The organism is Rhizobium sp. FKL33, from assembly GCF_005222915.1.
In the GTDB taxonomy this organism is placed as follows: domain Bacteria; phylum Pseudomonadota; class Alphaproteobacteria; order Rhizobiales; family Rhizobiaceae; genus Rhizobium_E.
In genome coordinates this window covers 1-22,789 of sequence record NZ_STFX01000019.1, presented here as the reverse complement: position 1 = coordinate 22,789, position 22,789 = coordinate 1, and the positions used below count along the sequence as shown (strand labels likewise).

Annotated in this window: 22 protein-coding genes; 13 read left to right on the top strand and 9 right to left on the bottom strand. The window is 59.8% G+C overall.

The features are described from left to right. Nucleotides 1–44: 44 nt before the first annotated feature. Both E8Q41_RS11640 and E8Q41_RS11635 read right to left on the bottom strand, forming a co-directional pair. Nucleotides 45–1,724 carry a formate--tetrahydrofolate ligase gene (locus tag E8Q41_RS11640; RefSeq protein WP_137155716.1) on the bottom strand — a complete coding sequence of 560 codons (1,680 nt, stop codon included), beginning with the start codon at nt 1,722–1,724 and terminating at the stop codon, nt 45–47. Nucleotides 1,725–1,903: 179 nt separating this feature from the next. Further along, a complete protein-coding gene (locus E8Q41_RS11635) occupies nt 1,904–2,893 on the bottom strand; it encodes a hypothetical protein (protein WP_137155715.1) in 990 nt (329 codons plus the stop codon). 171 nt (nt 2,894–3,064) lie between these two features. Here E8Q41_RS11635 and E8Q41_RS11630 point away from each other — a divergent pair, with 171 nt between their 5' ends. After that, the gene (locus E8Q41_RS11630) at nt 3,065–3,589 is read left to right on the top strand and encodes a TIGR00645 family protein (RefSeq protein ID WP_137155714.1); all 525 of its coding nucleotides are present in this window, start codon (nt 3,065–3,067) and stop codon (nt 3,587–3,589) included. A gap of 565 nt (nt 3,590–4,154) precedes the next feature. Further along, the gene (locus tag E8Q41_RS11625; RefSeq protein WP_170976458.1) at nt 4,155–4,886 is read left to right on the top strand and encodes a LuxR C-terminal-related transcriptional regulator; all 732 of its coding nucleotides are present in this window, start codon (nt 4,155–4,157) and stop codon (nt 4,884–4,886) included. An 80-nt stretch (nt 4,887–4,966) separates the two neighbouring features. On the opposite strand, the gene E8Q41_RS11620 is transcribed toward E8Q41_RS11625, so the two are convergent. From E8Q41_RS11620 to E8Q41_RS11600, 5 genes are all read right to left on the bottom strand, one after another. After that, nucleotides 4,967–5,284: a metalloregulator ArsR/SmtB family transcription factor gene (locus E8Q41_RS11620; protein ID WP_137155712.1), complete on the bottom strand. Its 318-nt coding sequence runs from the start codon at nt 5,282–5,284 to the stop codon at nt 4,967–4,969. 107 nt (nt 5,285–5,391) lie between these two features. Continuing rightward, nucleotides 5,392–6,147, bottom strand: a complete 756-nt coding sequence (locus tag E8Q41_RS11615) for a pyridoxamine 5'-phosphate oxidase family protein (protein ID WP_137155711.1) — start codon at nt 6,145–6,147, stop codon at nt 5,392–5,394. Between the two features lie 58 nt (nt 6,148–6,205). After that, complete coding sequence (gene choV / locus E8Q41_RS11610) at nt 6,206–7,246, bottom strand: choline ABC transporter ATP-binding protein (protein ID WP_137155710.1); 1,041 nt, start codon at nt 7,244–7,246, stop codon at nt 6,206–6,208. Next, on the bottom strand, nt 7,246–8,118 hold the full coding sequence (gene choW / locus E8Q41_RS11605; RefSeq protein WP_137155709.1) for a choline ABC transporter permease subunit: 873 nt from the start codon (nt 8,116–8,118) through the stop codon (nt 7,246–7,248). The genes choV and choW overlap by 1 nt, the downstream gene beginning before the upstream one ends. A gap of 87 nt (nt 8,119–8,205) precedes the next feature. Next, nucleotides 8,206–9,156: a choline ABC transporter substrate-binding protein gene (locus E8Q41_RS11600; protein ID WP_137155708.1), complete on the bottom strand. Its 951-nt coding sequence runs from the start codon at nt 9,154–9,156 to the stop codon at nt 8,206–8,208. A gap of 277 nt (nt 9,157–9,433) precedes the next feature. Between E8Q41_RS11600 and E8Q41_RS11595 the strand changes: the two genes are divergently transcribed. The 4 genes from E8Q41_RS11595 (at nt 9,434) to E8Q41_RS11580 (ending at nt 13,224) form a co-directional block, all read left to right on the top strand. Then, nucleotides 9,434–9,820, top strand: a complete 387-nt coding sequence (locus E8Q41_RS11595) for a cytochrome c family protein (protein WP_137155707.1) — start codon at nt 9,434–9,436, stop codon at nt 9,818–9,820. A 211-nt stretch (nt 9,821–10,031) separates the two neighbouring features. Then, on the top strand, nt 10,032–11,120 hold the full coding sequence (locus E8Q41_RS11590) for a hypothetical protein (protein WP_137155706.1): 1,089 nt from the start codon (nt 10,032–10,034) through the stop codon (nt 11,118–11,120). A gap of 121 nt (nt 11,121–11,241) precedes the next feature. Continuing rightward, the gene (locus E8Q41_RS11585; protein WP_246660163.1) at nt 11,242–12,066 is read left to right on the top strand and encodes a prohibitin family protein; all 825 of its coding nucleotides are present in this window, start codon (nt 11,242–11,244) and stop codon (nt 12,064–12,066) included. 15 nt (nt 12,067–12,081) lie between these two features. After that, nucleotides 12,082–13,224 carry a hypothetical protein gene (locus tag E8Q41_RS11580; RefSeq protein WP_137155705.1) on the top strand — a complete coding sequence of 381 codons (1,143 nt, stop codon included), beginning with the start codon at nt 12,082–12,084 and terminating at the stop codon, nt 13,222–13,224. Between the two features lie 66 nt (nt 13,225–13,290). On the opposite strand, the gene E8Q41_RS11575 is transcribed toward E8Q41_RS11580, so the two are convergent. After that, nucleotides 13,291–13,653 (bottom strand): hypothetical protein, encoded by a 363-nt coding sequence (locus E8Q41_RS11575; protein ID WP_137155704.1) that lies wholly within the window; start codon nt 13,651–13,653, stop codon nt 13,291–13,293. A 107-nt stretch (nt 13,654–13,760) separates the two neighbouring features. Here E8Q41_RS11575 and E8Q41_RS11570 point away from each other — a divergent pair, with 107 nt between their 5' ends. The 5 genes from E8Q41_RS11570 to E8Q41_RS11550 all read left to right on the top strand — a co-directional run bounded on the left by E8Q41_RS11570 (nt 13,761) and on the right by E8Q41_RS11550 (nt 18,683). Beyond that, nucleotides 13,761–15,677 (top strand): AAA family ATPase, encoded by a 1,917-nt coding sequence (locus tag E8Q41_RS11570; protein ID WP_137155703.1) that lies wholly within the window; start codon nt 13,761–13,763, stop codon nt 15,675–15,677. Nucleotides 15,678–15,774: 97 nt separating this feature from the next. After that, nucleotides 15,775–16,008: a DUF6290 family protein gene (locus tag E8Q41_RS11565; protein ID WP_137155702.1), complete on the top strand. Its 234-nt coding sequence runs from the start codon at nt 15,775–15,777 to the stop codon at nt 16,006–16,008. Further along, complete coding sequence (locus tag E8Q41_RS11560) at nt 15,986–16,261, top strand: type II toxin-antitoxin system RelE/ParE family toxin (protein ID WP_170976457.1); 276 nt, start codon at nt 15,986–15,988, stop codon at nt 16,259–16,261. Before E8Q41_RS11565 ends, E8Q41_RS11560 begins: the two co-directional genes overlap by 23 nt. Before the next feature lie 8 nt (nt 16,262–16,269). Further along, nucleotides 16,270–17,559, top strand: a complete 1,290-nt coding sequence (locus tag E8Q41_RS11555) for a DUF6638 family protein (RefSeq protein WP_137155701.1) — start codon at nt 16,270–16,272, stop codon at nt 17,557–17,559. A 2-nt stretch (nt 17,560–17,561) separates the two neighbouring features. Further along, a complete protein-coding gene (locus tag E8Q41_RS11550) occupies nt 17,562–18,683 on the top strand; it encodes a DUF2333 family protein (protein WP_137155700.1) in 1,122 nt (373 codons plus the stop codon). 36 nt (nt 18,684–18,719) lie between these two features. Here the strand turns inward: E8Q41_RS11550 and E8Q41_RS11545 are convergent, their stop codons facing one another. Continuing rightward, entirely contained in the window at nt 18,720–19,682 is a 963-nt protein-coding gene (locus tag E8Q41_RS11545) for a PAS domain-containing protein (RefSeq protein WP_137155699.1), read from the bottom strand. 443 nt (nt 19,683–20,125) lie between these two features. Between E8Q41_RS11545 and E8Q41_RS11540 the strand changes: the two genes are divergently transcribed. Both E8Q41_RS11540 and E8Q41_RS11535 read left to right on the top strand, forming a co-directional pair. Beyond that, entirely contained in the window at nt 20,126–21,454 is a 1,329-nt protein-coding gene (locus E8Q41_RS11540; protein WP_137155698.1) for an aspartate aminotransferase family protein, read from the top strand. 126 nt (nt 21,455–21,580) lie between these two features. After that, nucleotides 21,581–22,789 (top strand): N-6 DNA methylase (locus E8Q41_RS11535; protein WP_170976456.1); only part of this gene is annotated, 1,209 nt, incomplete at its 3' end.

The window sequence follows — 22,789 nt, the reverse complement described above, 5'->3', positions numbered from 1 at the left end:
CGGGCGGCGAGCCGAGGTCGATCGCCGCCTTTGCGAAACAGAGATCAGAACAGCCCTTCGATATACCCCTGTTCGTTCAGGAATATCCGTTCCGAGGACGGAGATTTCGGCAGGCCCGGCATGGTCATGATTTCGCCGGTGATCGCCACCACGAAACCTGCGCCGGCCGATAGCCTGACCTCGCGCACATTCACCACATGCCCTTCCGGCGCGCCGCGCAGGCTGGGATCGGTGGAGAAGGAATATTGCGTCTTGGCCATGCAGACCGGCAGTTTTCCATAGCCCTGCGCCTCCCAGGTCCGGAGTTGGTCGCGCACCGATTTGTCGGCCGTCACCTCCCCGGCGTGATAGATCGATTTGGCGATCCGCTCGATCTTTTCGAACAGCGGCATATCGTCGGGGTAAAGCGGGGCAAATTGCGACTGGCCGCCTTCGGCGAGCTCGACCACTTTCCGCGCCAGATCCTCGATCCCGGCCGAGCCTTGCGCCCAGTGCTTGCAGAGGATCGCTTCGACGCCGAGTGTGGCGACATAGTCCTGGATCGCCTTGATCTCGGCCTCGGTGTCCGAGATGAAATGGTTGATGCCGACCACCACGGGCACGCCGAATTTCTTGACGTTCTGCACGTGCCGGCCGAGATTGGCGCAGCCTTTCTGCACGGCGGCGACATTCTCGGCGCCGAGATCCTCCTTCTTGACGCCGCCATTCATTTTCATCGCGCGCGCGGTGGCGACAATCACCGCCGCATCCGGCTTCAGGCCCGCCTTGCGGCATTTGATATCGAAGAATTTCTCCGCGCCGAGATCGGCGCCGAAGCCGGCTTCGGTCACGACATAATCCGCGAGCTTGAGCGCAGTCGTCGTCGCCACCACCGAATTGCAGCCATGGGCGATATTGGCGAAGGGGCCGCCATGCACGAAGGCCGGATTGTTTTCCAGCGTCTGCACCAGATTGGGCTGCATGGCGTCCTTGAGCAGCACCGTCATCGCCCCATCCGCCTTGATATCGCGGGCGAAGACCGGGCTCTTGTCGCGGCGATAGCCGATGATGATGTCGCCCAGCCGCTTTTCGAGATCCTTGAGGTCGGTCGACAGACAGAGAATGGCCATCACCTCGGACGCCACCGTGATGTCGAAGCCGGTTTCGCGCGGATAGCCGTTGGCGACGCCGCCGAGCGAGGCAACGATCTGCCGGAGCGCCCGGTCATTCATGTCCATCACCCGCCGCCAGGCGATGCGCCTGATGTCGATGCCCTGCTCGTTGCCCCAATAGATGTGGTTGTCGATCAGCGCCGAAAGCAGGTTGTGCGCCGAGGTGATGGCGTGGAAATCTCCAGTGAAATGCAGGTTCATGTCCTCCATGGGAACGACCTGCGCGTAGCCGCCGCCGGCCGCGCCGCCCTTGACCCCGAAACACGGGCCGAGCGAGGCTTCGCGGATACAGACCACCGCCTTCTTGCCGATACGGTTGAGCCCGTCACCCAAGCCCACCGTGGTGGTGGTCTTGCCCTCCCCCGCCGGCGTCGGATTGATGGCGGTGACCAGCACGAGCTTGCCGTTCGGTCTGTCCTTGATTTGGGCGATGAAATCGGCGGAGATCTTCGCCTTGTCATGCCCGTAAGGCATGAGGTCCTCAGTCGCTATGCCCAGTTTCGCGCCGATCTCCTGGATCGGTCGCTTTTTCGCGGCGCGCGCAATTTCGATGTCGGATTTCACGTCGGCCATAAACACTCCGCCTCCCGTTCGGATGGATCGCCATTCGTCCGTACGCCTTCCTCCTCGGCGAGCGGACAAATGCCAGTAAATCGGGAATTCAAGCTGGCCGCCGCGCCGGAAAGAGCCGAAGCCTATCCCATTGACGACATTTTCCATTTTGTGCGCGAAGTCTGCGGAGCGGCCTGCGCCTAGTGTCTCAGCTTATCCGCCTCGAGTTCCAGCGTGGTCAGGCTGGATGCTGGCGACGTGGTGGGCAATAGGACGCAGTTGTTTGGCCTGTCGGGCGTCAGGCATGCCTGCGGGGAAGCAAGCATGTCGGTCGCCGACAATTCCGTGATGAGACCAATCCTCAACATTTCCACCGGCTCCAGCGTCCGGATCTTGTCCGGCGGCGCCGACTGCATAAGATCGAGAAAGGCGAGGTCGAGGCCCATATCCTTGAGATAAGACGTTAGCGCCTTGCGGGTGGACTTCGGCATCTTGGTGCTGCTTTTCGGCCCCAGATCCTTACGCCGAATTTCTTCGCGGCTCACCACCTTCTTCTTGCCGTCGACGATCTCGTAGCGCTCCTTATAGTAGATCTTCTGTCGCTGATAGACGGTGGTGACCTGATGGACGCCCGTATAGGACCAGCGGCTCGAATACCGTTTTTCGCCGCCGGCCAGCGCCAGTGGACAAGCCGACCAACAGAAGGATCCGGCCACCGCGACCGTCCCGTAATATTCGCCCTTGCGCGCGCCGTCGGGCTGGCAGGACGCGTCCGTCGGACGGCACGAAACGAAGCGGGTGTAGCCGACTTCGACAGACATTTCATTCTTGCGGATCAAACGCCCGAGCGCCATGGCGGCGTCGACATCGCCGCCAGGCGAGGTAATGATCAGCGGCAGTCGCCGGTCACCCGCCTGTTTCAAGACCTTTTTGAAGGCTGCCGGCGTCTTGGAGACGATCTGCCCTTCGCCATAGATCCATTCGGGGCAGACGGGTTCGCAGTAGCCAGCGCTCGAGCGAACGACGACGAAATTCATCGGACGCTCGAACTGAGCAGGCAGGGTGTCGTTCTTCTTGCGATCGGCCGACATGGCGAAGGTCGCGCAGCCAAAGGCCATCGCCAGGACGATTATCGTCCTGAGTCGACCAACCAGCCCGCCATGACACCACCGAGACATCACCGTGATCATCGCTCCGTTCCAGACAGAATTGGCGACAACGCCTACGCCGCGCAAGGCGGGAAGCAGCCCGTCTCGCATTTTTCTTGCGGTCGTGGCGCCCTTACCGCATTGCGGAACCACATGCCGCCGGAGTATGACCGGCGCGCAAGGGGCAGTCAGCAAACGAGCGTGAGGCAGACCATGAAATCGTTGGAATTGATCATCGAGAAGATCATCCTGTCCAGCAGGTGGCTTCTGGTTGCCTTTTATATGGGTCTGGTTGCGGCGCTCGCCGTTTACGCAGTCTCCTTCGGCTATAAATTCTGGAAGGTCGCTATTAACGTGTTCAACTTCGACGAAGCCGACATGATACTGGCGATGCTCAGCCTGATAGACGCGGCTCTCGTGGCGAGCCTGATCGTGATGGTGATGATCTCAGGCTATGAAAATTTCGTCAGCCGCTTCGACGAAGCCAATGACGAAGTGTCCTTCCTGGGGAAACTCGACGCGGGCAGCCTCAAGATCAAGGTCGCCTCCTCCATCGTTGCGATCTCGTCGATTCATCTTCTGCAGGTTTTCCTGAACGCCAACCAGTATGACAACTGGAAACTGGCTATGCTCACCCTCATCCATATCGCCTTTGTGGTGTCGGCGCTCATGCTCGGCGTGCTCGAAAAAATGTCGAAAAAGGAAAAGCCAGGGCAAGAAGAAAGCCCGGCTCTCTAGAACGGGCGCAGCGTCAAGACCTGCCGCGTTGACCGCGGGCGATCGGATGCAGCCCTCCCGACCTGCGCCAACACGTTTTCTGGCCGTCCAGCAAGAACGAGCGGTGAAGCGATACTTTTGCCGCGAATCTCTTCAACCTGACCGACAAAAGCGGGCTGGCATTTGTGCTTGGTCGCAGTGAAGCCGCAGCCACACCGTCAGCTTGTGTATCATTGTGGGAATGGAGGTCGATATCCGCATCGGGTCGGCATTTGCAGAACCGTTTTCCACGCCTTGCAAACGTTTACTTTTTCCAAGGCGATTGAAGATTGCGGAAATTTGCTTTTAACATGATACACATTCAAAAATTGGTTTGCCGGATCGGTTCCGACTCCTCTGCTTTCAAACAGTTTTGAAACCATATGTTTTACGGATTTTTCTTTGCAGCTATTGAGAAGTCGGCCTATCTGGTATCATTTTACCGGCAAAGCGCCAAACTGCACGGATAAAGCATTTTATGCCGCTTGTTTTGCGAAAAAGTCGAAACAGGCTGCAGGGCATGGTCACGGAAGGAACGTCGGTACTCATGCGGCAGATGACGCTGGAACAGCAGCAAATATATTCCGCGATAAGTGATGCGCCGGACAAGCCGGATCTTGCTCAGAATTTATTTCGGATAGGGCGCATGTTCGAGTTTGCGTTCTCCACATTTCTGGTGATGCCGTCGAAAACAGATCTCAATGTTTCCTCGTTGATCATTGAGACCAATGCCCCGGCAGGCTTCTACGAAGATCTCGATGCCATTTCCCCGCCCAAGGACTGTTATGTCTACGATACCGCGCGCTGCACGGTGCTGCCCTTGGTATGGTCAGCCGAACAGACGGAGCGCCAGTTCCAGCTGATCAACTCCACGCCGCCGCCATCCCTCAAGCACTATGTCGGGCATGGCGCCACGCGCGGGATCGTCATTCCTCTATCGTCTCTCGACGGATCACGGCACATTATCCGCTTCGATGGCGAACGCAGCCCTCTGGAGCAGGTCGAGATCAACGACATCACCATGTTGGCGCTCCACTTCTTTCAATCTTATGATCGCAATCGCTATCCCTTGACTGACAACCCTTGTGGTCTCACCGAACGCGAATTGGAGATCGTTCGCTGGACTGCACATGGCAAGACGTCTGCGGAGATCGGCGTAATCATGTCACTGTCCGACCACACGGTGAACGCTTATATGAACAATGCGGTCAAGAAACTCGACTGTGTGAACCGGACGCAGCTTGTGGCAAAAGCACTGCGGATGCGCGTGATCAGCTGACGGCAGTCTGTAAACCCTACGCAAAAGAGGGACCCCAAAGGGCCCCTCGATCATCATGAAATACCCGGAATATACCTTTATTATGCCGCAACGCTCTTGAGCGTATCTTCTCCATAAAGCGATTCCAGAGCGCCGAGCAAAGTCAGCACTTGAGCGGAATTGCTGGAATAGTAGATCGTCTGTGCGTCGCGGCGCGTGCGCACGAGCTTCTGCGCGCGAAGCTTCGAAAGGTGCTGCGAAAGCGCCGACTGGCTGAGACCGACCTGGTTGGCGAGCACGCCCACCGGCACTTCACCATTTACCAGGTTGCAAAGGATCAGCAGTCTCTTGGGATTGGCAAGCGCCGAAAGCAGGGCTGCCGCGGAGGCGGAATTTTCCGACAATGTCTTCATCTTCATAGCAATTTTATCCTCAATCCAATTCGTTGATGTTTAACTCAATAAACCCCAGGCTCTTGAAATCGAACGGAAAAAACATAACGCCCTTTCTTTGTTGATGTACATTACTAATTTTCACGTATTTCCATAAGCATATTCTTATATTCTGCAATCAGCCCTTTTATATCCTGAGCAGCTTTCTCCAGTTCAATGCGCACCAAATGCTCGCGATGCGCGAGATCCAGGCCACTCGCATCCATCCCTGACAGCTCCCAATTGTATGATTTTACGGCACAATACTTATTCGCAAATAAGTTTGCCAACTGAGGATCGATAGCCGCAACTTGGGCAAGATAATGCAACTCGTTGATCGCAAGATCCGCCGTCAACGGTGAACGTATCAGAAGATCCTCACGCAAAATTTTGTAACTTTTTCCAAAACCGCCATTTAAAAAGGCATTTTCGAGTTCGATTTTATAGAACTGAAAGTCCTCAAACGACGCATAGAGCTTCGCCTTGGGATGCCTGCGCAGGAACCGACGCCGAATCACATCTTCTTCCGGTGCGCCTTTTTCGACGGGCGAAGCGATTCCTGGCGCCGTCAGCCGCGGCCAGGCGAGCGGGTCCCCCTTGCGCGGCTCCCCGACCAGAAGCGAGCAGCGGGGATCGGCCATCAGCGCTTTGGTGTGGGCTGCGAGACGCGAGATCAGGATGACCGGAGAACCGTCGATGTCTGTACCGACAAGCGTGCGCGTAGCCAGCGGGAAGCCGGTCTGAGGGTCGAGAACGGCGAGCGCCCCATAGCGCGCGCCGCGCAGCAGCGTGCGTGCGAGCTTGCGGGCCTCATGATCGGTGGGACGGATGAGCGGCGTCTCTTCCTGCATAAAAAAACCTCCCGGCGCATGGGCGACCGGAAGGTTTTATCAGGGGCCTTGCTGCCCGTCAGCCTCTGTTGCGATGCCGCGTCAATCCGCTCACCACGTCTTCGGCCGAAATCGCGCCCACCAGCACGCCATTGTCGACGACGCCGATGACGCCGGGCTGGCGCGACATGACGTCGAGCACGTCGACGAGGCGCGCGTCCGGCGTGGTTGCGCCGGAGACGGCGGCATTCGGATCGACATTCTCGCGGCGCATGATGTCCGACGCCGTCAGCATGTTGATCGGATTCATGTTCTGCACGAAATCCGCCACATACTGGTTCACCGGATTGCGCACGATGTCCTGCGGCGTGCCGCATTGGACGATGCGTCCGCCTTCCATGATGGCGATGCGGTTGCCGATGCGGAAGGCTTCGTCGAGATCGTGGCTGACGAAGAGAATGGTCTTCTTGAGCCGGCGCTGGAATTCGAGGAGTTCGTCCTGCAGGCGGGTGCGGATCAGGGGATCGAGCGCCGAGAAGGGCTCGTCCATCAACAGGATCGGCGCGCCGGTGGCGAAGGCGCGGGCAAGGCCGACACGCTGCTGCATGCCGCCGGATAGTTCCTGCACCTTGCGGCCGGCCCATTTGGCGAGATTGACGAGCTCCAATTGTTCCCCGACGATCCGCTTGCGTTCGCTCTCTTCCATGCCGGCCAGTTCGAGACCGAAGCCGACATTCTCGGCCACGGTGCGCCAGGGCAGAAGCCCGAATTGCTGGAACACCATCGACACGGATTGCATGCGCAGTTCGCGCAGTTCCGCCGCCGAGCATTTGTAGGGATTGAGGAACTTGCCCTTATGCGCGACGCTCACATCGCCGCGCACCACCGGCGCCAGCGCGTTGACGGCGCGGAGCAGCGTGGATTTCCCCGAGCCCGACAGGCCCATGAGCACGAGGATCTCGCCTTCCTCGATGGTCAGCGAGGCGTTGGCGACGCCAAGCACCAGGCCGGTCTCGGCCCCGATCTCGTCGCGGGTCTTGCCGGCGTCGGCCATGGCCAGAGCTCGCTCGGGATTGGCGCCGAAGATGATCGAAACATTGTCGAACTTGACGGCGGTCATCACGCGTCTCCTTCATCGGAAGACCGGAAGATGCGGTCGAGGATAATGGCGAGGATCACGATGCAGAGGCCAGAATCGAACCCCTTGGCGATGTTGACGGTGTTGAGCGCGCGCACCACAGGCACGCCCAGACCATTGGCGCCGACGAGCGCGGCGATGACCACCATCGACAGCGAAAGCATGATGGTCTGCGTGAGGCCAGCCATGATCTGCGGCATGGCGAAAGGCAGTTCGACCTTGGTCAGCACCTGCCTCTTGGTCGCGCCGAAGGCTTCGGCGGCCTCCACCAGCGACGGCGGAGTCGAGATGATACCGAGCCGGGTCAGGCGGATGGGCGCGGGAATTGCGAAGATTACTGTTGCGATCAGGCCCGGCACCATGCCGAGGCCGAAAAGCAGCAGCGCCGGGATGAGGTAGACGAATGTCGGAATCGTCTGCATCAGGTCTAGCACCGGACGCATGGCGGAATAGAGCCAGGGACGGCGCGCGCAGGCGATGCCGATCGGAATGCCGATCACCATGCAGACGCCCGTGGCCGCCAGCACCAGCGCCAACGTCTGCATCGTTTCTTTCCAGTAGCCCTGATTGTAGATGAACAGCATGCCGAGCAGCGTGAACGCCGCTATGCCGACCGAGCGACGCATGAACCACGCGAACGCCGTAAACACCGCAATCATGAACAGCGGGTAGACCTCTTCCAGGCTCGATCCCTTGAGATAAGGCGCATCGAGAATGAAGAGCATCGCATTGATCGAAGAGTCGAGGATGGCCGAGATCGCCCGGAAAACGACTTTTAGATCGGTGGTAAGCCAGTCGACCACGGTCTTGGCCCAACCGCCGACCGGTACTTTGTATTCAGTCAAAATATTCATGCGCTGTCCCCGACAATTTACGCTGAGAGGCCGCCGGTATCCGCGCGGGCATCCCCTCGCCCGCGCGGTCCGTCCTTATTTTGCCAATCAGAGGCCGAGAGCGCTCTTAACCGCCGCGACAGCATCGCCGCCATCCTTGGTGGTCACGCCCTTGAGCCAGGGTTCGAAGGCAGTGGGGTTGGCGGTCAGCCATTCGCTGGCGGCAGCTTCGGGTTCGAGACCACCATCGAGGATCTTCTTCATCACCTCGTTTTCCATGGCGAGGCTGAACTTGAGGTTCTTGAGGAAGGCCCCGACATTGGCGCATTCGTTGACATAGCCGGCGCGGGTGTTGGTGTAGATGGTCGCGCCGCCGAGATTGGGGCCGAACACGTCATCGCCGCCGGTCAGATAGGTCAGCTTGAAGTTGGCGTTCATCGGATGGGGCTCCCAACCGAGGAAGACGATCGGCTTGCCGTCGCCATTGAGGCGAGCCACCTGCGACAGCATGCCCTGCTCGGAAGATTCGACCAGTTCGAAGCTCTTGAGGCCGAACTTGTCGCCTTCGATCATGCCGAGGATCAGACGGTTGCCGTCATTGCCCGGCTCGATGCCGTAAATCTTGCCTTCGAGTTCGTCCTTGTGCTTGGCGATGTCGGCGAAATCCTTGATGCCGAGGGCGGCGCCGGCTTCGTTGGTGGTCAGCGTGTATTTCGCGCCTTCGAGGTTTTCGCGCACGACGTCGACAGACTTTTCGTCGCGATAGGGCTTCAGGTCGGCTTCCATCGTCGGCATCCAGTTGCCGAGGAAAACGTCGATGTCCTTGTTCTTCATCGACTGGAAGGTGACCGGGACGGAAAGAACCTTCACATCCGTTTCATAGCCGAGAGCCTTGAGAATAACGGAAGCGGTGCCGGTGGTGGCGGCGATGTCGGACCAACCCACATCGGCGAAACGAACCGTGGAGCAGCTTTCCGGCTCGGCCGCGCGAGCAGCGCCGGCAAAGGCGAAAGCCGACACGGCGAGCGCCAGCATGGTTTTAGAAATGATTGACGTCATTGAACGTTCTCCCTCTTTATGGTTGAGCTAGCCAACCACCATTGACGCGACAATTCAAGCGGATTGGCGGCGCACACATGTCGATTCGCGACGTCATCGCGGCGCAATCCGAAAATTACCTTTAGCGCAAGTCTGCGAAACGCAAAAATACTCCCGATTTCCGCTGGTTTTCCGGCGGATCCCCATGGCGCGCGGCGGCTTGATGGAGGTCAAGGCGATGTCTCGCGATCGTCTCTAGGCTCGCCCCGCTCCCAGCGATTCTTCAAGGATTTATCCGATGATCAAGACACTTGCCTGCGCCGCCCTCCTCCTGACTGCATCGACAGGCGCCGCCTTCGCCGATGGCGACGCCAAGGCCGGCGCCGCCGTTTTCAAGAAGTGTTCCGCCTGTCATACGGCCACCGAAGCCAAGAACAAGGTCGGCCCGTCCCTGATGGGCGTGGCGGGTCGCAAGGTGGCGAGCGTCGAGGGCTTCAAATATTCGGATGCGCTGAAGACCTTCGGCGCAGACGGCAAGGTTTGGGATGATGCGCATCTGACCGCCTATCTCGCCGATCCCAAGGGCACGGTGGCCAAGAACAAGATGGCCTTTCCCGGCCTCAAGAAGCCAGAGGATATCGCCAACGTGATCGCCTATCTCAAGAACCCGGCGGCGGCCAAGTAGGCGCACCTGCCTCGCCGCGCCCCGTCTCGGTTGCGGCAGGATGATTTTTTCGCGCCCGAATAATCGGGCGGCCTTGCGCGTTGACCTCTGGACGACAACATAACCGCGTGCGGCGGGTAGACGTTTTGCCGGTTTTCAAATCGGCGAAAACACCTATTGTGCGCACGCAGTCAACGCGCCGCGGCAACGCGGCCACTTCAGGGAAACGACCATGGCCAGCTTGCAGTCCTTCGACGCCGAAATCGAAAAGACCCGCTCGATCGTCAACGAGATGCGCGGGAAGCTCGACGCCTCAACCGGTGTGCTGGACCGTTTCGCCAAGGCGGACGCCAAGATCGGCGACGCCAACTTCGATATCGAGAATGCCCGCATTCAGGACGTGCTGACCCAGCAGAAGGTGATGGAGGCCAATATCGCCGACCTCATCCTCGGGCTCGAGGACGCCACCAATGTGTTCGGCTCCGAATTCGAGAGCATGAAGAGCTATACCGGCTTTGAAAAATTCGTCGGCATCTTCTCCAAGCAGAAGGCGCAGCGCATGCGCACCGATCGGGTGCGCGGCATGTCGCTCGCCGGCAATCTGCAGGAGCTGCTCGCGAAATCCGACACGATCGTCGGCATTCTCAAAGAACAGAAGAATATTCTCGACCAGCGCTACAAGTCCTCGGAAGCGAGCCTCATCCAGGTGATCGAGCGCCGCAAGAACGCCATGGTCAATCTCGAAGCCGTGCAGAAGCGCATCGAGGAGCTCAACCCGCTGCTGCTCGACATCGAAAACAAGATCGCTTCGGCCACCGACCAGAAGGCCCGCACCGAACTCGAAGGCGAACGCTCGAAACTGGCCACCGAATACAACGAGAAGCAGGCCAAGGAGCAGGAACTCCTGGCCGAGAGCCAGACGCTCGAGCGCTACACCTCGATGTTCCAGACCTTCGTGGATTCGCTCAACAACCAGATCGCCGCCCAGAACACGCTGATCAACAAGCTGACCATCGACACCGAACAGCGCATCGTTCTCTACAAGGCGCTCGAGGATTCGTTGAAGACGGCCGCGCAGCAGGAAGTCGCCCACCGCATCAACACGCTGGGCAGCCAGGTGGACACGGCGGCGGAGGAAACCATGGCCGGCATCGGCGCAGCCGCCCAGCGCCATATCGGCGATCTCCTGGAAATGCACGAGAAGAACATGCTCTCCACCCAGGACATCCAGCGCCGCAAGAAGCTGGCCGACGACGCGTTCGCACGTCGATTCCAGGTGGTGCTCGATAAGCACAATTCGGCGAATTACACCCGGTCCTGATCATCGGACCACCGACAGGAACACACGCATATTTTGAGCGAGTGAGAATATTGTGATGAGCGATCCGAGCGCTATGGACAAAACGAAGGACAAAAATCGCGGTTTTGGGAGGCTCGCAGCAGTGGCCGTCGTGGTCACGGCGGTATTCCTGATCGGCTCCGGCGGCTTCTACACCATCGACCAGGGCGAGCGCGGCGTGATTCTGCGCTATGGCGCGGTGGTCGGCACGGCCGAACCGGGCCTCGGCTTCGAACTGCCGCTGATCAACAAGGTGGCCAAGATCTCCGTTCAGAACCGCAGCAAGGTCTATGACAACGTCAACACCTATTCGCGAGACCAGCAACCCGCCGCAATCACGCTTTCGGTGAATTATCGCCTGCCGGCCGATCAGGTGGCCAAGATCTATGCCGAATATGGCAGTGAGGAAGGCGTGGTCAACCGGTTGATCGATCGCCGCGTCTATGAGCAGGTCAAGAATGTCTTCGGCCAGTTCAACGCCGTCACCGCCATCCAGGACCGCGCCCGGTTGAACGCCCAGGCGGAAGCCGCCATTCGCGACTCCGTCCGCGGCCCGGTGATCATCGACAGCGTGCAGATCGAGAACATCGATTTCTCCGACGCCTATGAACAATCCATAGAGAACCGCATGCTGGCCGAGGTGGAAGTGCAGAAGATCCGCCAGAACGCCGAGCGTGAAAAGGTGCAGGCGCAGATCACCGTCACCCAGGCGCAGGCCCGCGCCGATGCCGTGCGCGCCGAAGCCGAAGCCAATGCGGCGGCGACCCGGCTGGCCGGCGAGGCGGAAGCCGACGCTATCAAGGCCAAGGGCGCGGCGCTGCGGGACAATCCCGAACTCATCAACCTGACCGCCGCCGAAAAATGGAACGGGCAACTGCCCTCCACCATGGTGCCGGGATCGGCTGTGCCCTTCATTGGCGTCAAGTAACATGGAGTGTCGCCTATGAATGCGGTCGAGCCGGCGGCGGCGCAGTATTTCCAGACGGTGCGCGCCGCTTTCGTCGGGCTGGAAGCCTATCTCGACGGCCCTGGCCGCGCATCCGCGTCGCGGGATCTCACCGCAACGCTGGTGATGAAATATGTCGAGCGCCTCAAAACCTCGCTCGCCTGCTGGGAAAACAAGATCGGCTTCATGGACCGCTTCCGCATCTCCCGGGCGGAATCCGGTTTTCCCGTGTTTCAGAATGTGCTGGAACTGGAGAACGACCGCCGCTCCGCCCCCGAAAAGCTCGCCGCCCTGCCGGACGCCGGCCGGCTGAGGGCCGAAATGGTCGATTTCATCCTGCGCAACAAGGCGTTTCCGGAAGAGTTGCAAAGCCGGATCGCCGAACGGCTCTATCTCGAAGGGGCGCAGAAGGGCGAGGTCTTTTCGCCGGTGGTGTTGCCCGAAACCTCCGCGGTGACGGTCAATGCCGAGAGCCTGCGTCCCTCCGTGGTCGTCAACTGGGCGGCCTTCGACGGCGCGCAGACGCTGCCGATGATCTATATCGCCCGCATTGAGGATTCCTCGGAAAATATGACCCGCATGCTGGTCAAGGCGGACGGGACTCTGAACGAGAAGGTGCCGATCCCTCTCCCCATCGGCGGATTTCTCAATCCCGAACTCGCCGCCCGCTTCGACGATTTCGTGATCCGCAACAGTGGTTACGCGCTGACGCCGGTGACGATCGCGGCCAATCTCGACAAGGATTTTCCGACGCTGCATCCAAAACAGATGCGCCGGATCGTCATCGGCCCCTTCTACTCGGCCGGCATCACCGAAAACAACGAAGTAATCAACTCGATCCTGTCGCGGGTGCGCAAGGCCGAAAACGCTTGGCTCTTGACCTGGACGGTGCAGGACGTGATCTCGAAACAGGAAAAGCCCGCCCAGCGCGGCTTCTTCTCCTCGACGCCGGCCGAGCAGATCTTCCATATCGACACCAATGATCTCGAAGCGGCCCGCATGGGCGTCACCGGTTTCGAGAAACACGCGCTGGTGCCGCATGACGCCTATACCGCGCTCTACGCCTCGGGCGAAGCCGAACGGGTGTTTGCGGGCTACAAGGTCCATGTCATCTCGGGCAACCAGGTGACGGATGTCTGAGCGCTTTGATCCAGACAAGTCACGAACGATGCGGCCACAAGGCGATGTAAGCGAATCCAGCGCCTGTTATCTTTCTATCAGCAGGCCTTTGATGCGCGTACCGTCAGGTCCAAACCAAAGTCGCCCCTCGGCACAAGCCGCCTCCTGCGTCATGGCCGCGACGCGTTCATTCGATCTGGCGCCGATCTTAGTGATAAAGGCGACGTCCAGCGGATTTTGAAGAATGTTGATGTGATAAAACACCTGTGTCTCGGCAAGCAGTTTGGTATTCACCTCAAGAGAGGGGCAGTGAGCCTGGTCCGCCAACGCCATTACGATATGCAGCATCGCATTCATCTTCCCATAAGCCCAAGCATTCGTTGGGCTGCTCGTCAAAGGACTGCTAGCCAGCCATACTCCCAGGACGATATTGAGGCCGCTCCCAAACATGTCATTCCCCATTTTTGATCGAATAACACTGATAGAAGATCTCAACCAACGCAACTGACGCCAATAACAATCGCCCCGGAAGCTCCCTGATTCGAAAGGCTTACTTCATGTCCCTCAACACTGGCCTCACGGCAATTCCCGAGGACGACATCGTCAAGCATCTCGGCCTAGCCCAAAGCTTTGTCAGCAAGATCGTCATGCTGGAAAACGACAGCGGACCGGGCGGCACGGCGATCGCCGGCACAGGCCGCCGCTTCGTCTCGACTGTTGCGACCACCGGCGTGCGCCGCACCCGCGAAGTGGATCTCGCCCGCACGATCCAGTCCGCGCGACCCAATGATCCGATGCTCACGCCCCGCCAGCATATGCTGCTCTATCGCGCCCGCCGCGGGGTGATGGTGGCGCTGGCTGTGACCGACATCTTTGCTCGGCAAACCCAGTTGGAAGCCTTACAGTCACGCAACGCCGTCTCGCCGCTCACAGGCGCAGATGCCGACCAGTTCAAGGGACTGTTGGCGACCTCAGGCTTCGTGGCCGCCTTCACACTGGCCGCCTATCTCTCCGTCACTCTCTCCGCCGAGGGCGAACCGACCGAGGACGTCACTGAGCCCGATTTCCTGTTCGACACGCCGCAGGATGCGGTGAAATCGATGATCGCGGGTCTGGAGCGGGCGCTTTCAGGCGCACCCGACGATCTCGCTCTTTTGAGCCGCGCCCGCGCTTTCGCCCGCGACGCCATCGCCGGGCTGATGGCGCGCAAACCGCGCTTCACCGGCCTCGGTCCCTTCGAGAGCGCCCATATCCGCATCGAGAGCGACGATTTCGATCTCGATGGCTTCGACGTCGCCCCCGGCGCCAAGCGCAAGCCGCTGGTGATGAGCTTCAAGAAGCCGGACGAGGTGATCGGCAATCACATCGCCAAATATCAGGGCATGAAACTCGCCAAGATGATCATGGCCTATGACTTCACGCGTGGCCTCAACCCCTTTGTCGAGCTCGGCGGCTTCCTGTTCACCTTCATCGGCGACGGCATGCCGGGCACCGGCAAGACGACGCTGATCCAGATGATCGCCGGCCTGATCAACGATTACTGCCAGGTGGCGGGCTACGCCTTCCATTACGAGAATTTCGGCGTCGACCAGGTCTCGTCCTATCAGGGTAAATCCGGTCAGAACTGCAAGGCCTTCATCGACAATATCATGAATCCGAAGACCATCGGCTTCGGCACGATCGACGATGTCGACCAGGTCGCCGCCAAGCGTTCTGACGACCGGGCGTCCTCTGGCCAGCAGGAAGTGACGGCCGTGCTGATGGAGGCCTTCGCCGGCGCTTCGACCGTGGTGCGCGGCAACTGCTCCTTCGGCATGTTCTCAAACTATCCCGAAAATGTCGACGATGCCCTGCGCCAGCGCGCCGGCGCTCGCTGGCTGGTGGATGGTCCGCAGACGCGCGAAGACTATATCGACATTTTCGCGCTGCTTGTCGGCAAGAACCACCAGATCCCGCTCGGCGAATACCAGCTCTATGCCGGCCAGGAGATCAAGCGCGCGGTGAGCGCCACTTATGAGGGCCATAGCAGTCCGAGCGAAGACGGCCTCGTCAAAGTCTGGGAGCGCTTCGAGAAAAGCCGCGGCAGCTTGAAGACGATCGCGGATATCGGCGCCTATCTGCACGAGATCCGGCTCGCCGAACCCCGCTTCACCGGCCGCGCCATCAAGAACATCACCGACGCGATCAAGATGCGCGCCATGGATGTCGAGCTGCCCGATGACTGGTTCGACAAGCCCGAGACCTTCCTGCATAAGGATTACGACGCCAAGAAAGCCATGATCGCGGAACTCCGCCAGCCGATCACGCTCGACATGGTGCAGCAGGAAATCAACCGCTACGCCGATTCCGAATTCCGCTACGCCGACAAGAGCGACGACGCCGCCGTGAATGACATCATCCGCCGCGAGCGCCAGCGCGAACGCGCCATCCGCGAGATCGAGGCGATGAAGACGGAGGGACGGTGGACCAACTGAGATGGGCAATGGGAGGGGCGCTTTGCTGAATTGCCGACGATCCTCCATTCGGATACGTTGAATTCACCAGTCGCGCACGCGGATAGGGAAACCACCCATGACCATTCAGACTGCCATTCAACTTCCGGAAGATGTGTTTGAGCGGCTGCAAAGCGCGGCGAATGAGCTGGGCCAATCGCCCTCCGCCTTCATACGGCAAGCCATCGAAGAGCATATCGAAGAGGTTGAGGATATCAGGCGCGCCGAGGAGACGCTGGACAAAGTGAAATCCGGCGAGATGCGCACCTACAGCCTGAGCGAGGCGACGCGTGAGCTCGGACTGGACGATTGAGCTTACCGAAAACGCCAAGAAGGATCTCAAACAGCTGGGCCGTCCGGAAGCCAAACGTATTGTCCAGTTTCTGCAGGAGCGGGTTGCCGGAGCAGGCGACGCTCGGCGCTTGGGCAAAGCATTGACGGGACCCCGATACGAACATCTCTGGCGCTACCGCGTCGGCGATTACAGGATTGTTTGCGAGCTTCACGAAGATTGGCTCGTGGTGCTCATGATCGAGATCGGTCACCGCCGGGACATATACAGGTAAGAGTTTTCATGAAACGCCTCCTCGAATCCGAGCTCATCTATGGTCGCCTGCTGACGGTCGACGCCCCGCATCTGATCGCCCGCTACAACAAGGCGCTCAAGGGCTTCGGCCTGCCTGAAACAAAGCTTGAGCGCTTCGACATCGACATGACCGGCTTTTCGCCGGAGATTGCCGAGGAGCTGGGGGACCGCGACTATCTCGATCCGCTCCGTGTCAACAGGCGCTTCATCATTCTGACCCCGGAGCAGGAAAACCTGCCGGTGGTCCATACCAGCTTTTCCAACACCGCCGGGCTGATGCATGAATTCTACCGCGCCAATGCCCGCGCCATCAGCGCCGTCACCATCAAGGACGCGCTCTATGGCGAGATCGAGGATTCGGTGGCCAAGGTCGAGCATATCGAGGATCTGCTCTCCATCAACGAAGTGAATTTCCGCGTCCATTCCGCCGAGGACATCCTCGGCAAAGCATCGGAATTGCGCATGCTCGCCGATCAGCTGACCTCGCAGCCCGAGGCCTGGCGCGACGACGCCATGCTCAACCGCATGGTGGAGCTCGCCAAGATCACCGGCGACATTCGCCAGAACACACTGGTGCCTGACCAGCTGGTGTTTCGCCATGAAGCCTTCTGGGCCGATCATTTCGGCGGCGTCTATGTCTTTCACGATGCGCGCAACACCACCGTGATCTGCCGGGCCGATGCGCCGGGTTTCCGGAAGGCGCGGCCCTGGCAGGTCTCCTACATCGATATCGACGACCACGAGACACTCTATGGTTTTCTCGCCCGCACCCGCCGCATCCAGCTGCCGCAGGCGTCCTGGGTCATCGCATCGGGCCTCTATCAGCACCGGATGCGCATGATCGTGCTCGGCCTAGCCGTCGCCAAGGATCCGAATTTCGACGCCGACCGCGCCGACATGGTCTGGCTGCAGACCTGGGCGCATATGAACGCCGACCAGGTGCTCGCCGATGGCGGCTATCCGCTGCTCAGCGAAATGCTGCGGGTGGCGGATACGACCGGCAGCATCCGCATGCCCGACATCGCCGCCCGGAACCGCTTCCTGCTGATCCGCGCCGAACCCAGCCATCCGGACCAGTGGCTGGTCAACCGGCTGATCGCGTCGCTGCAGCCGCATGATTTCGTCTCGCGCTTCATCTTCGACAAGCAGGGCTTCTACAAGGCCTATGAAACCTATCCAGAAAAGTTCCGGGAACACGTTGTGAAGACGCTCGAAAGTACATATCTCAAGGACAAGGCCGGCTTTCGCCGCCGGCTCTGCGGCATTCAAGAGGAGTGAGCATGCTGGACCCGATCATTGCGTTTTTCCAACGCATCTTCAGCGCCATCGGCCGCGGGATCGGCATGATCATCGCCTGGATCCTGTTCCCCTTCCTGAGCGCCAGCCGCTGGTACGCCTCGCGCGGGCTGATCATCAAGGCGGTGGTCGGCTTATTCCTGGTGATCCTCGTCGGCGCCTATTTGCATTTCGTCTGGATCACCCAGGTCTGGACGGGCTTCAACCCGGATTATGTCGCAGCCTACAAGCTCGATCAGCGCAAATTCGCAGCCGGACAGGACGTCAGCGGCGCAGAAGGCGCGGCTCCGACCGCATGCCAGACATCGGGCATTGTCGAAATCGCCGCCGATCTCATCGACCAGGAGGTCAACCAGAACACCTGGATTTCCTCGATGCCGCTCTACAAGCTCGGCCTGTTCGGGATCGACTGGGATCATACGCCCTGGCTCGACAACAAGGCCAGCTTTCAGCGCGGCGTGAACCAGACGGTGCGCCGCACCACCGTCGAGCTGGTGGATTCGCTTGCTCGCGTGCGCGGCACCTCCGGCATCAACAACACGCTGCAGGCCGCCCGCTCCAACATGCAGTATGACGAAGCCTCCTGGTATGTCAGCTTCTCGCCTTTCGGCTTCCGCACCCCGACGCCGGACATCTATCGTCAGGCCGTGACCCAACTGAACCAGTTCAACACCGAGCTTGGAAAATGCCAGTCGGTGTTCGACGGCCGCGCCGACAACCTGCTCGAATTCCTCGACCGCATCGCCAACGACCTCGGCTCGACCTCGGCCATGCTCCGGGAACGCTCGGAAAACTACAATGCCGGCTGGTTCGACACCCGCGCCGACGACCGCTTCTGGTTCGCTTACGGCCAGCTCTATGGCTATTACGGCATCCTGACCGCCGCCCGCGCCGATTTCGGCCCCGTCATCCGCGAGCGCAATCTCGGGCCGCTCTGGAGCGAGATGCTCAAGCAGTTCCGCGCGGCGCTGAACATCCAGCCGGCGATCATCTCCAACGGCCGCGAGGACGGCTGGATCATGCCGACCCATCTTGCCACCCAGGGTTTCTACATTCTCCGGGCGCGTTCGAACCTCATCGAAGTGCGCGACGTGCTCGACCGCTGACGAGAGGGGCGCCCTGCCCCTCAGACTCTTTCCACGTCAGGATGAAAAGCCGACGATCGAGAGATTGTCGTAGAATTCGTAGATCGAGCCGTAGAGTTCGCCCCGGCCATCCGGCGTTTCGCGATAATTGCCGACCAGCCGCAGCGTCTTGTAGCTGGTGGTGCGGGCATAGCGATGGACGATATGGAACATCGCCTTGTGTCGGGCCGCCGCTTCGAAGGCCGATGACACCAGACAGACATCATCCGGATGCGTTCGCCGGATCATCTCAGCCAGATTGGCGGGTCCGGATGTATAGGGTAAGCCATAGATCTGATAAGCGGCCTGCGAGAAGTAGCAATGGCCGCTTTCGATATCCTGCCGGAAGAAGCCATAGAGACGATGCCGGGAAATGAGTTCCGCCAGATCGTCGTCCCCCACCTCTATTGCAGGATGACGGAGCCGCTCGGCGGCCTGATCCTCAAGCGGCTCCTCGACACGTTGAATGCACGTGGTCTTGCCGGTAAACACCAGCCGGCAAAGCGTCTTTTCGCCGCCGGGTTCATCGACCTGCCTGATCCGGATTTCGGCGGTCGGCACAGGCGGCAGGAATTCATAGACGATGCCGATGAACTCGCCATTCGGAGGCGTATCGATATAGCGCTCGACCAACCGCGCCCAGCGCCAGGAGCCGTCCTTCTGCCGAATCCGAAAGTTGAAATACCAGCCGCAACGCGATCTCGTCGCCGTGTCGAACGCATCAAAAATGCGCTCGGCGTCTTCGGGATGAAGTTGGCTGAAAAGATCTGCCACCTCGATCGGTCCCGACGTCACGGGCAAGTCATGCATGCGGCAGGCGTCCGGCGAAAAATACATCGACCCACTAGAAAGATCGATCTTCAACACGCCGAAGCGGCGAAAAGCTGACGCCAGATGGACGATCTCGCTACTGGCGATGCCTATGACGGCTTTGTCGAATTCGAGCGGCGTTTCAACGCCGTCATTCAAGGCAAGCAGCACCAGTAACCCCACTAATTCATGCGCGCGCCAACTACAGCAAAAACCGCGACAAAAGGCCACGATAATTCATAAAGTCGAATGAATTAATAAAAGGAACGAGAAAAAGGGATACTTTTAAACGGCCCCGTTTCTCTGGTCATGAGGAGAAACGGGGCTATTCTGGCGTTCCGCCGCTGATGCACCGTCCTGCGTCCGCGATTTGCCCTGGCGGCCGCATGACCTGCATATTAGGAAGTCCCACACCAATCTTGCCCCGGCCTGACCGGTCAATTCCCGTGATCACTTATGAAATTCCGTGGCCCTCCTTGACGCGGCAGGGGTGCTTGCTAGTTTGCGCGACACGCACGCCGGCCCGCGTCGAGCGCCGATTTGCCTGAAACCCCAGGAAAAACCGGACCGTACGAGGCGACGCGCAACGGGTCTCACCACTTCCGGAGAATGAAATGTCGAACCGCCTCAACTCCACGCCCAACGACATGCGGGCGTTCTGGATGCCGTTTACGGCCAACCGCCAGTTCAAGAAGGAACCGCGGCTGTTCGTCGGCGCCAAGGACATGCATTACACCACCCATGACGGCCGCACCGTGCTCGACGGCACTGCCGGCCTCTGGTGCGTGAACGCCGGCCATTGCCGCCCGAAGATCACCGAGGCGATCCGCGAACAGGCCGGCGAACTCGACTACGCCCCCGCCTTCCAGCTCGGCCACCCCAAGGCCTTCGAGCTCGCCAACCGTCTGGTCGACATCGGGCCTGAAGGGCTTGATCACATTCTCTACACCAATTCCGGTTCGGAATCGGTGGAAACGGCGCTGAAAGTGGCGCTGGCCTATCACCGCGCCAAGGGCAACGGCTCGCGCACCCGCCTGATCGGCCGCGAACGCGGCTACCATGGCGTCAATTTCGGCGGCATCTCGGTGGGCGGCATCGTCTCCAACCGCAAGATGTTCGGCACGCTTTTGACCGGCGTCGACCATATGCCGCACACGCATCTGCCGGCCAAGAACGCCTTCTCCAAGGGCCAGCCGGAGCATGGCGCGGAACTCGCCGACGAACTCGAGCGCATCGTCACCCTGCATGACGCCTCCACCATCGCCGCCGTGATCGTCGAGCCGGTCGCCGGCTCAACCGGCGTGCTGATCCCGCCGAAGGGCTATCTGCAGCGCCTGCGCGAAATCTGCACCAAACACGGCATCCTGCTGATCTTCGACGAAGTCATCACCGGCTTCGGCCGCCTCGGCGCGCCCTTCGCCTCGCAATTCTTCGACGTCAAGCCCGACATCATCACCACCGCCAAGGGCCTGACCAATGGCGTCATCCCGATGGGCGCGGTGTTCGTGACGTCGGAAATCCATGACGCCTTCATGACCGGCCCGGAACATCTGATCGAGTTCTTCCACGGCTACACCTATTCCGGCAACCCGATCGCCTCGGCCGCAGCGCTGGGCACGCTCGACACCTATAAGGAAGAAGGCCTGCTGACCCGCGCCTCCGAGCTCGCCCCCTATTGGGAAGAGCGCCTGCATTCGCTCGCCGATTGCCCGCATGTCATCGACATCCGCAATATCGGCCTGATCGGCGCGATCGAACTGAAGCCGATCGACGGCGAACCGACAAAGCGCGCCTTCTCGGCCTTCCTCAAGGCCTATGAAAAGGGCCTGCTCATCCGCACCACTGGCGACATCATCGCGCTCTCGCCGCCCTTGATCATCACCAAGGAGCAAATCGACGAATTGATCGGCAAGCTGAGGGAAGTGCTGGTGGCGAACGCGTAAGGCGTTTCACAGAACAGTTTGATGAGGCGGCGGCTCGCAAGGGTCGCCGTTTTGTTGGATTGTATCAAACGACGCGCATTTGCATTTAGCCTCTTGCCACATATGGTTGACGACAAGGGGAATCACATGTCGTCCATATCTCTTGAATCTATTGCCTCCGCTTTCGGCCATGCTGTTTCGAAAAAGCTGTCCAGCCCGGTTGTTTCAGGTGCGCCGGAAGATCAGTTGCGTGGTCCATTGGAGAACTTTATCTCAGGCATTGTCGAGCTTCTGGGTTACCCTGGGGATGTGGTGTCGCTGATTGGCGAAAGCACCCTTTCCGACATCATGACGCGGCCGGACTACGCGGTCACATTCGGCAAGGCGTTGACCGGCTTCATCGAAGTCAAGGCTCCGGGCAAGGGCGCCGACCCGCGCCGTTTTCAGGGGCATGACAAAGAGCAGTGGAACCGGCTGAAATCGCTACCGAACCTCCTTTACACCGATGGCATGAGCTTCTCGCTCTGGCGTGACGGCGAACTTCAAGGCGGCATCGTGCGCCTGGAAGGCGATCTGGAAACGGATGGCAAGGCGGTTCGTGCGCCCGGCAGCCTGCTCACTCTGTTTTCCGATTTCTTCACCTGGACGCCGCAAACGCCGAAAAACCCTCGTCGCTTGGCGGAAGTCAGCGCGCGCCTTTGCCGGCTCCTGCGCGATGAAGTGAGCGAGCAGATGGCTCGCGGCAACGTGGCCTTGAGCGGCTTGGCGCAGGATTGGCGAAAGCTGCTTTTTCCTCAGGCGGACGATGCGCAGTTTGCCGATGGTTACGCTCAAGCTGTGACTTTCGGCCTGCTGATTGCCCGAACGCGCGACATTTCGCTGGGCCAAGGCATCGAGCATGCCGCCTCTGATCTCAAGAAATCCAACTCACTGATCGGCACCGCGCTTGGCCTTCTGACCGATAACCCTGAAAATCGCACGGCGCTGAAAACCTCGCTCGACACAATGGCGCGTGTGCTGGACGCTGTGAACTGGCGCGAGGTGAGCAAAAAGGACCCTGACGCCTGGCTCTATTTCTACGAACATTTTCTTGAGGTCTACGACAACACGCTGCGCAAGCGCACCGGCTCTTATTACACCCCGCCGGAAGTGGTGAACGCCATGGTGCGTATGGTGGACGAAGTGCTGCGCGGGCCATTGTTCGAACGCACGAGCGGCCTTGCCTCCTCCGACGTCACCGTGGCGGACCCAGCGGTTGGCACCGGCACATTCCTGCTAAAGCATCGTACCGAAAACGTGAATCGTTGGGATTTTGAGATTTCCGGTTTTCATGATTCCCTTCTGATTGGAGGTGTT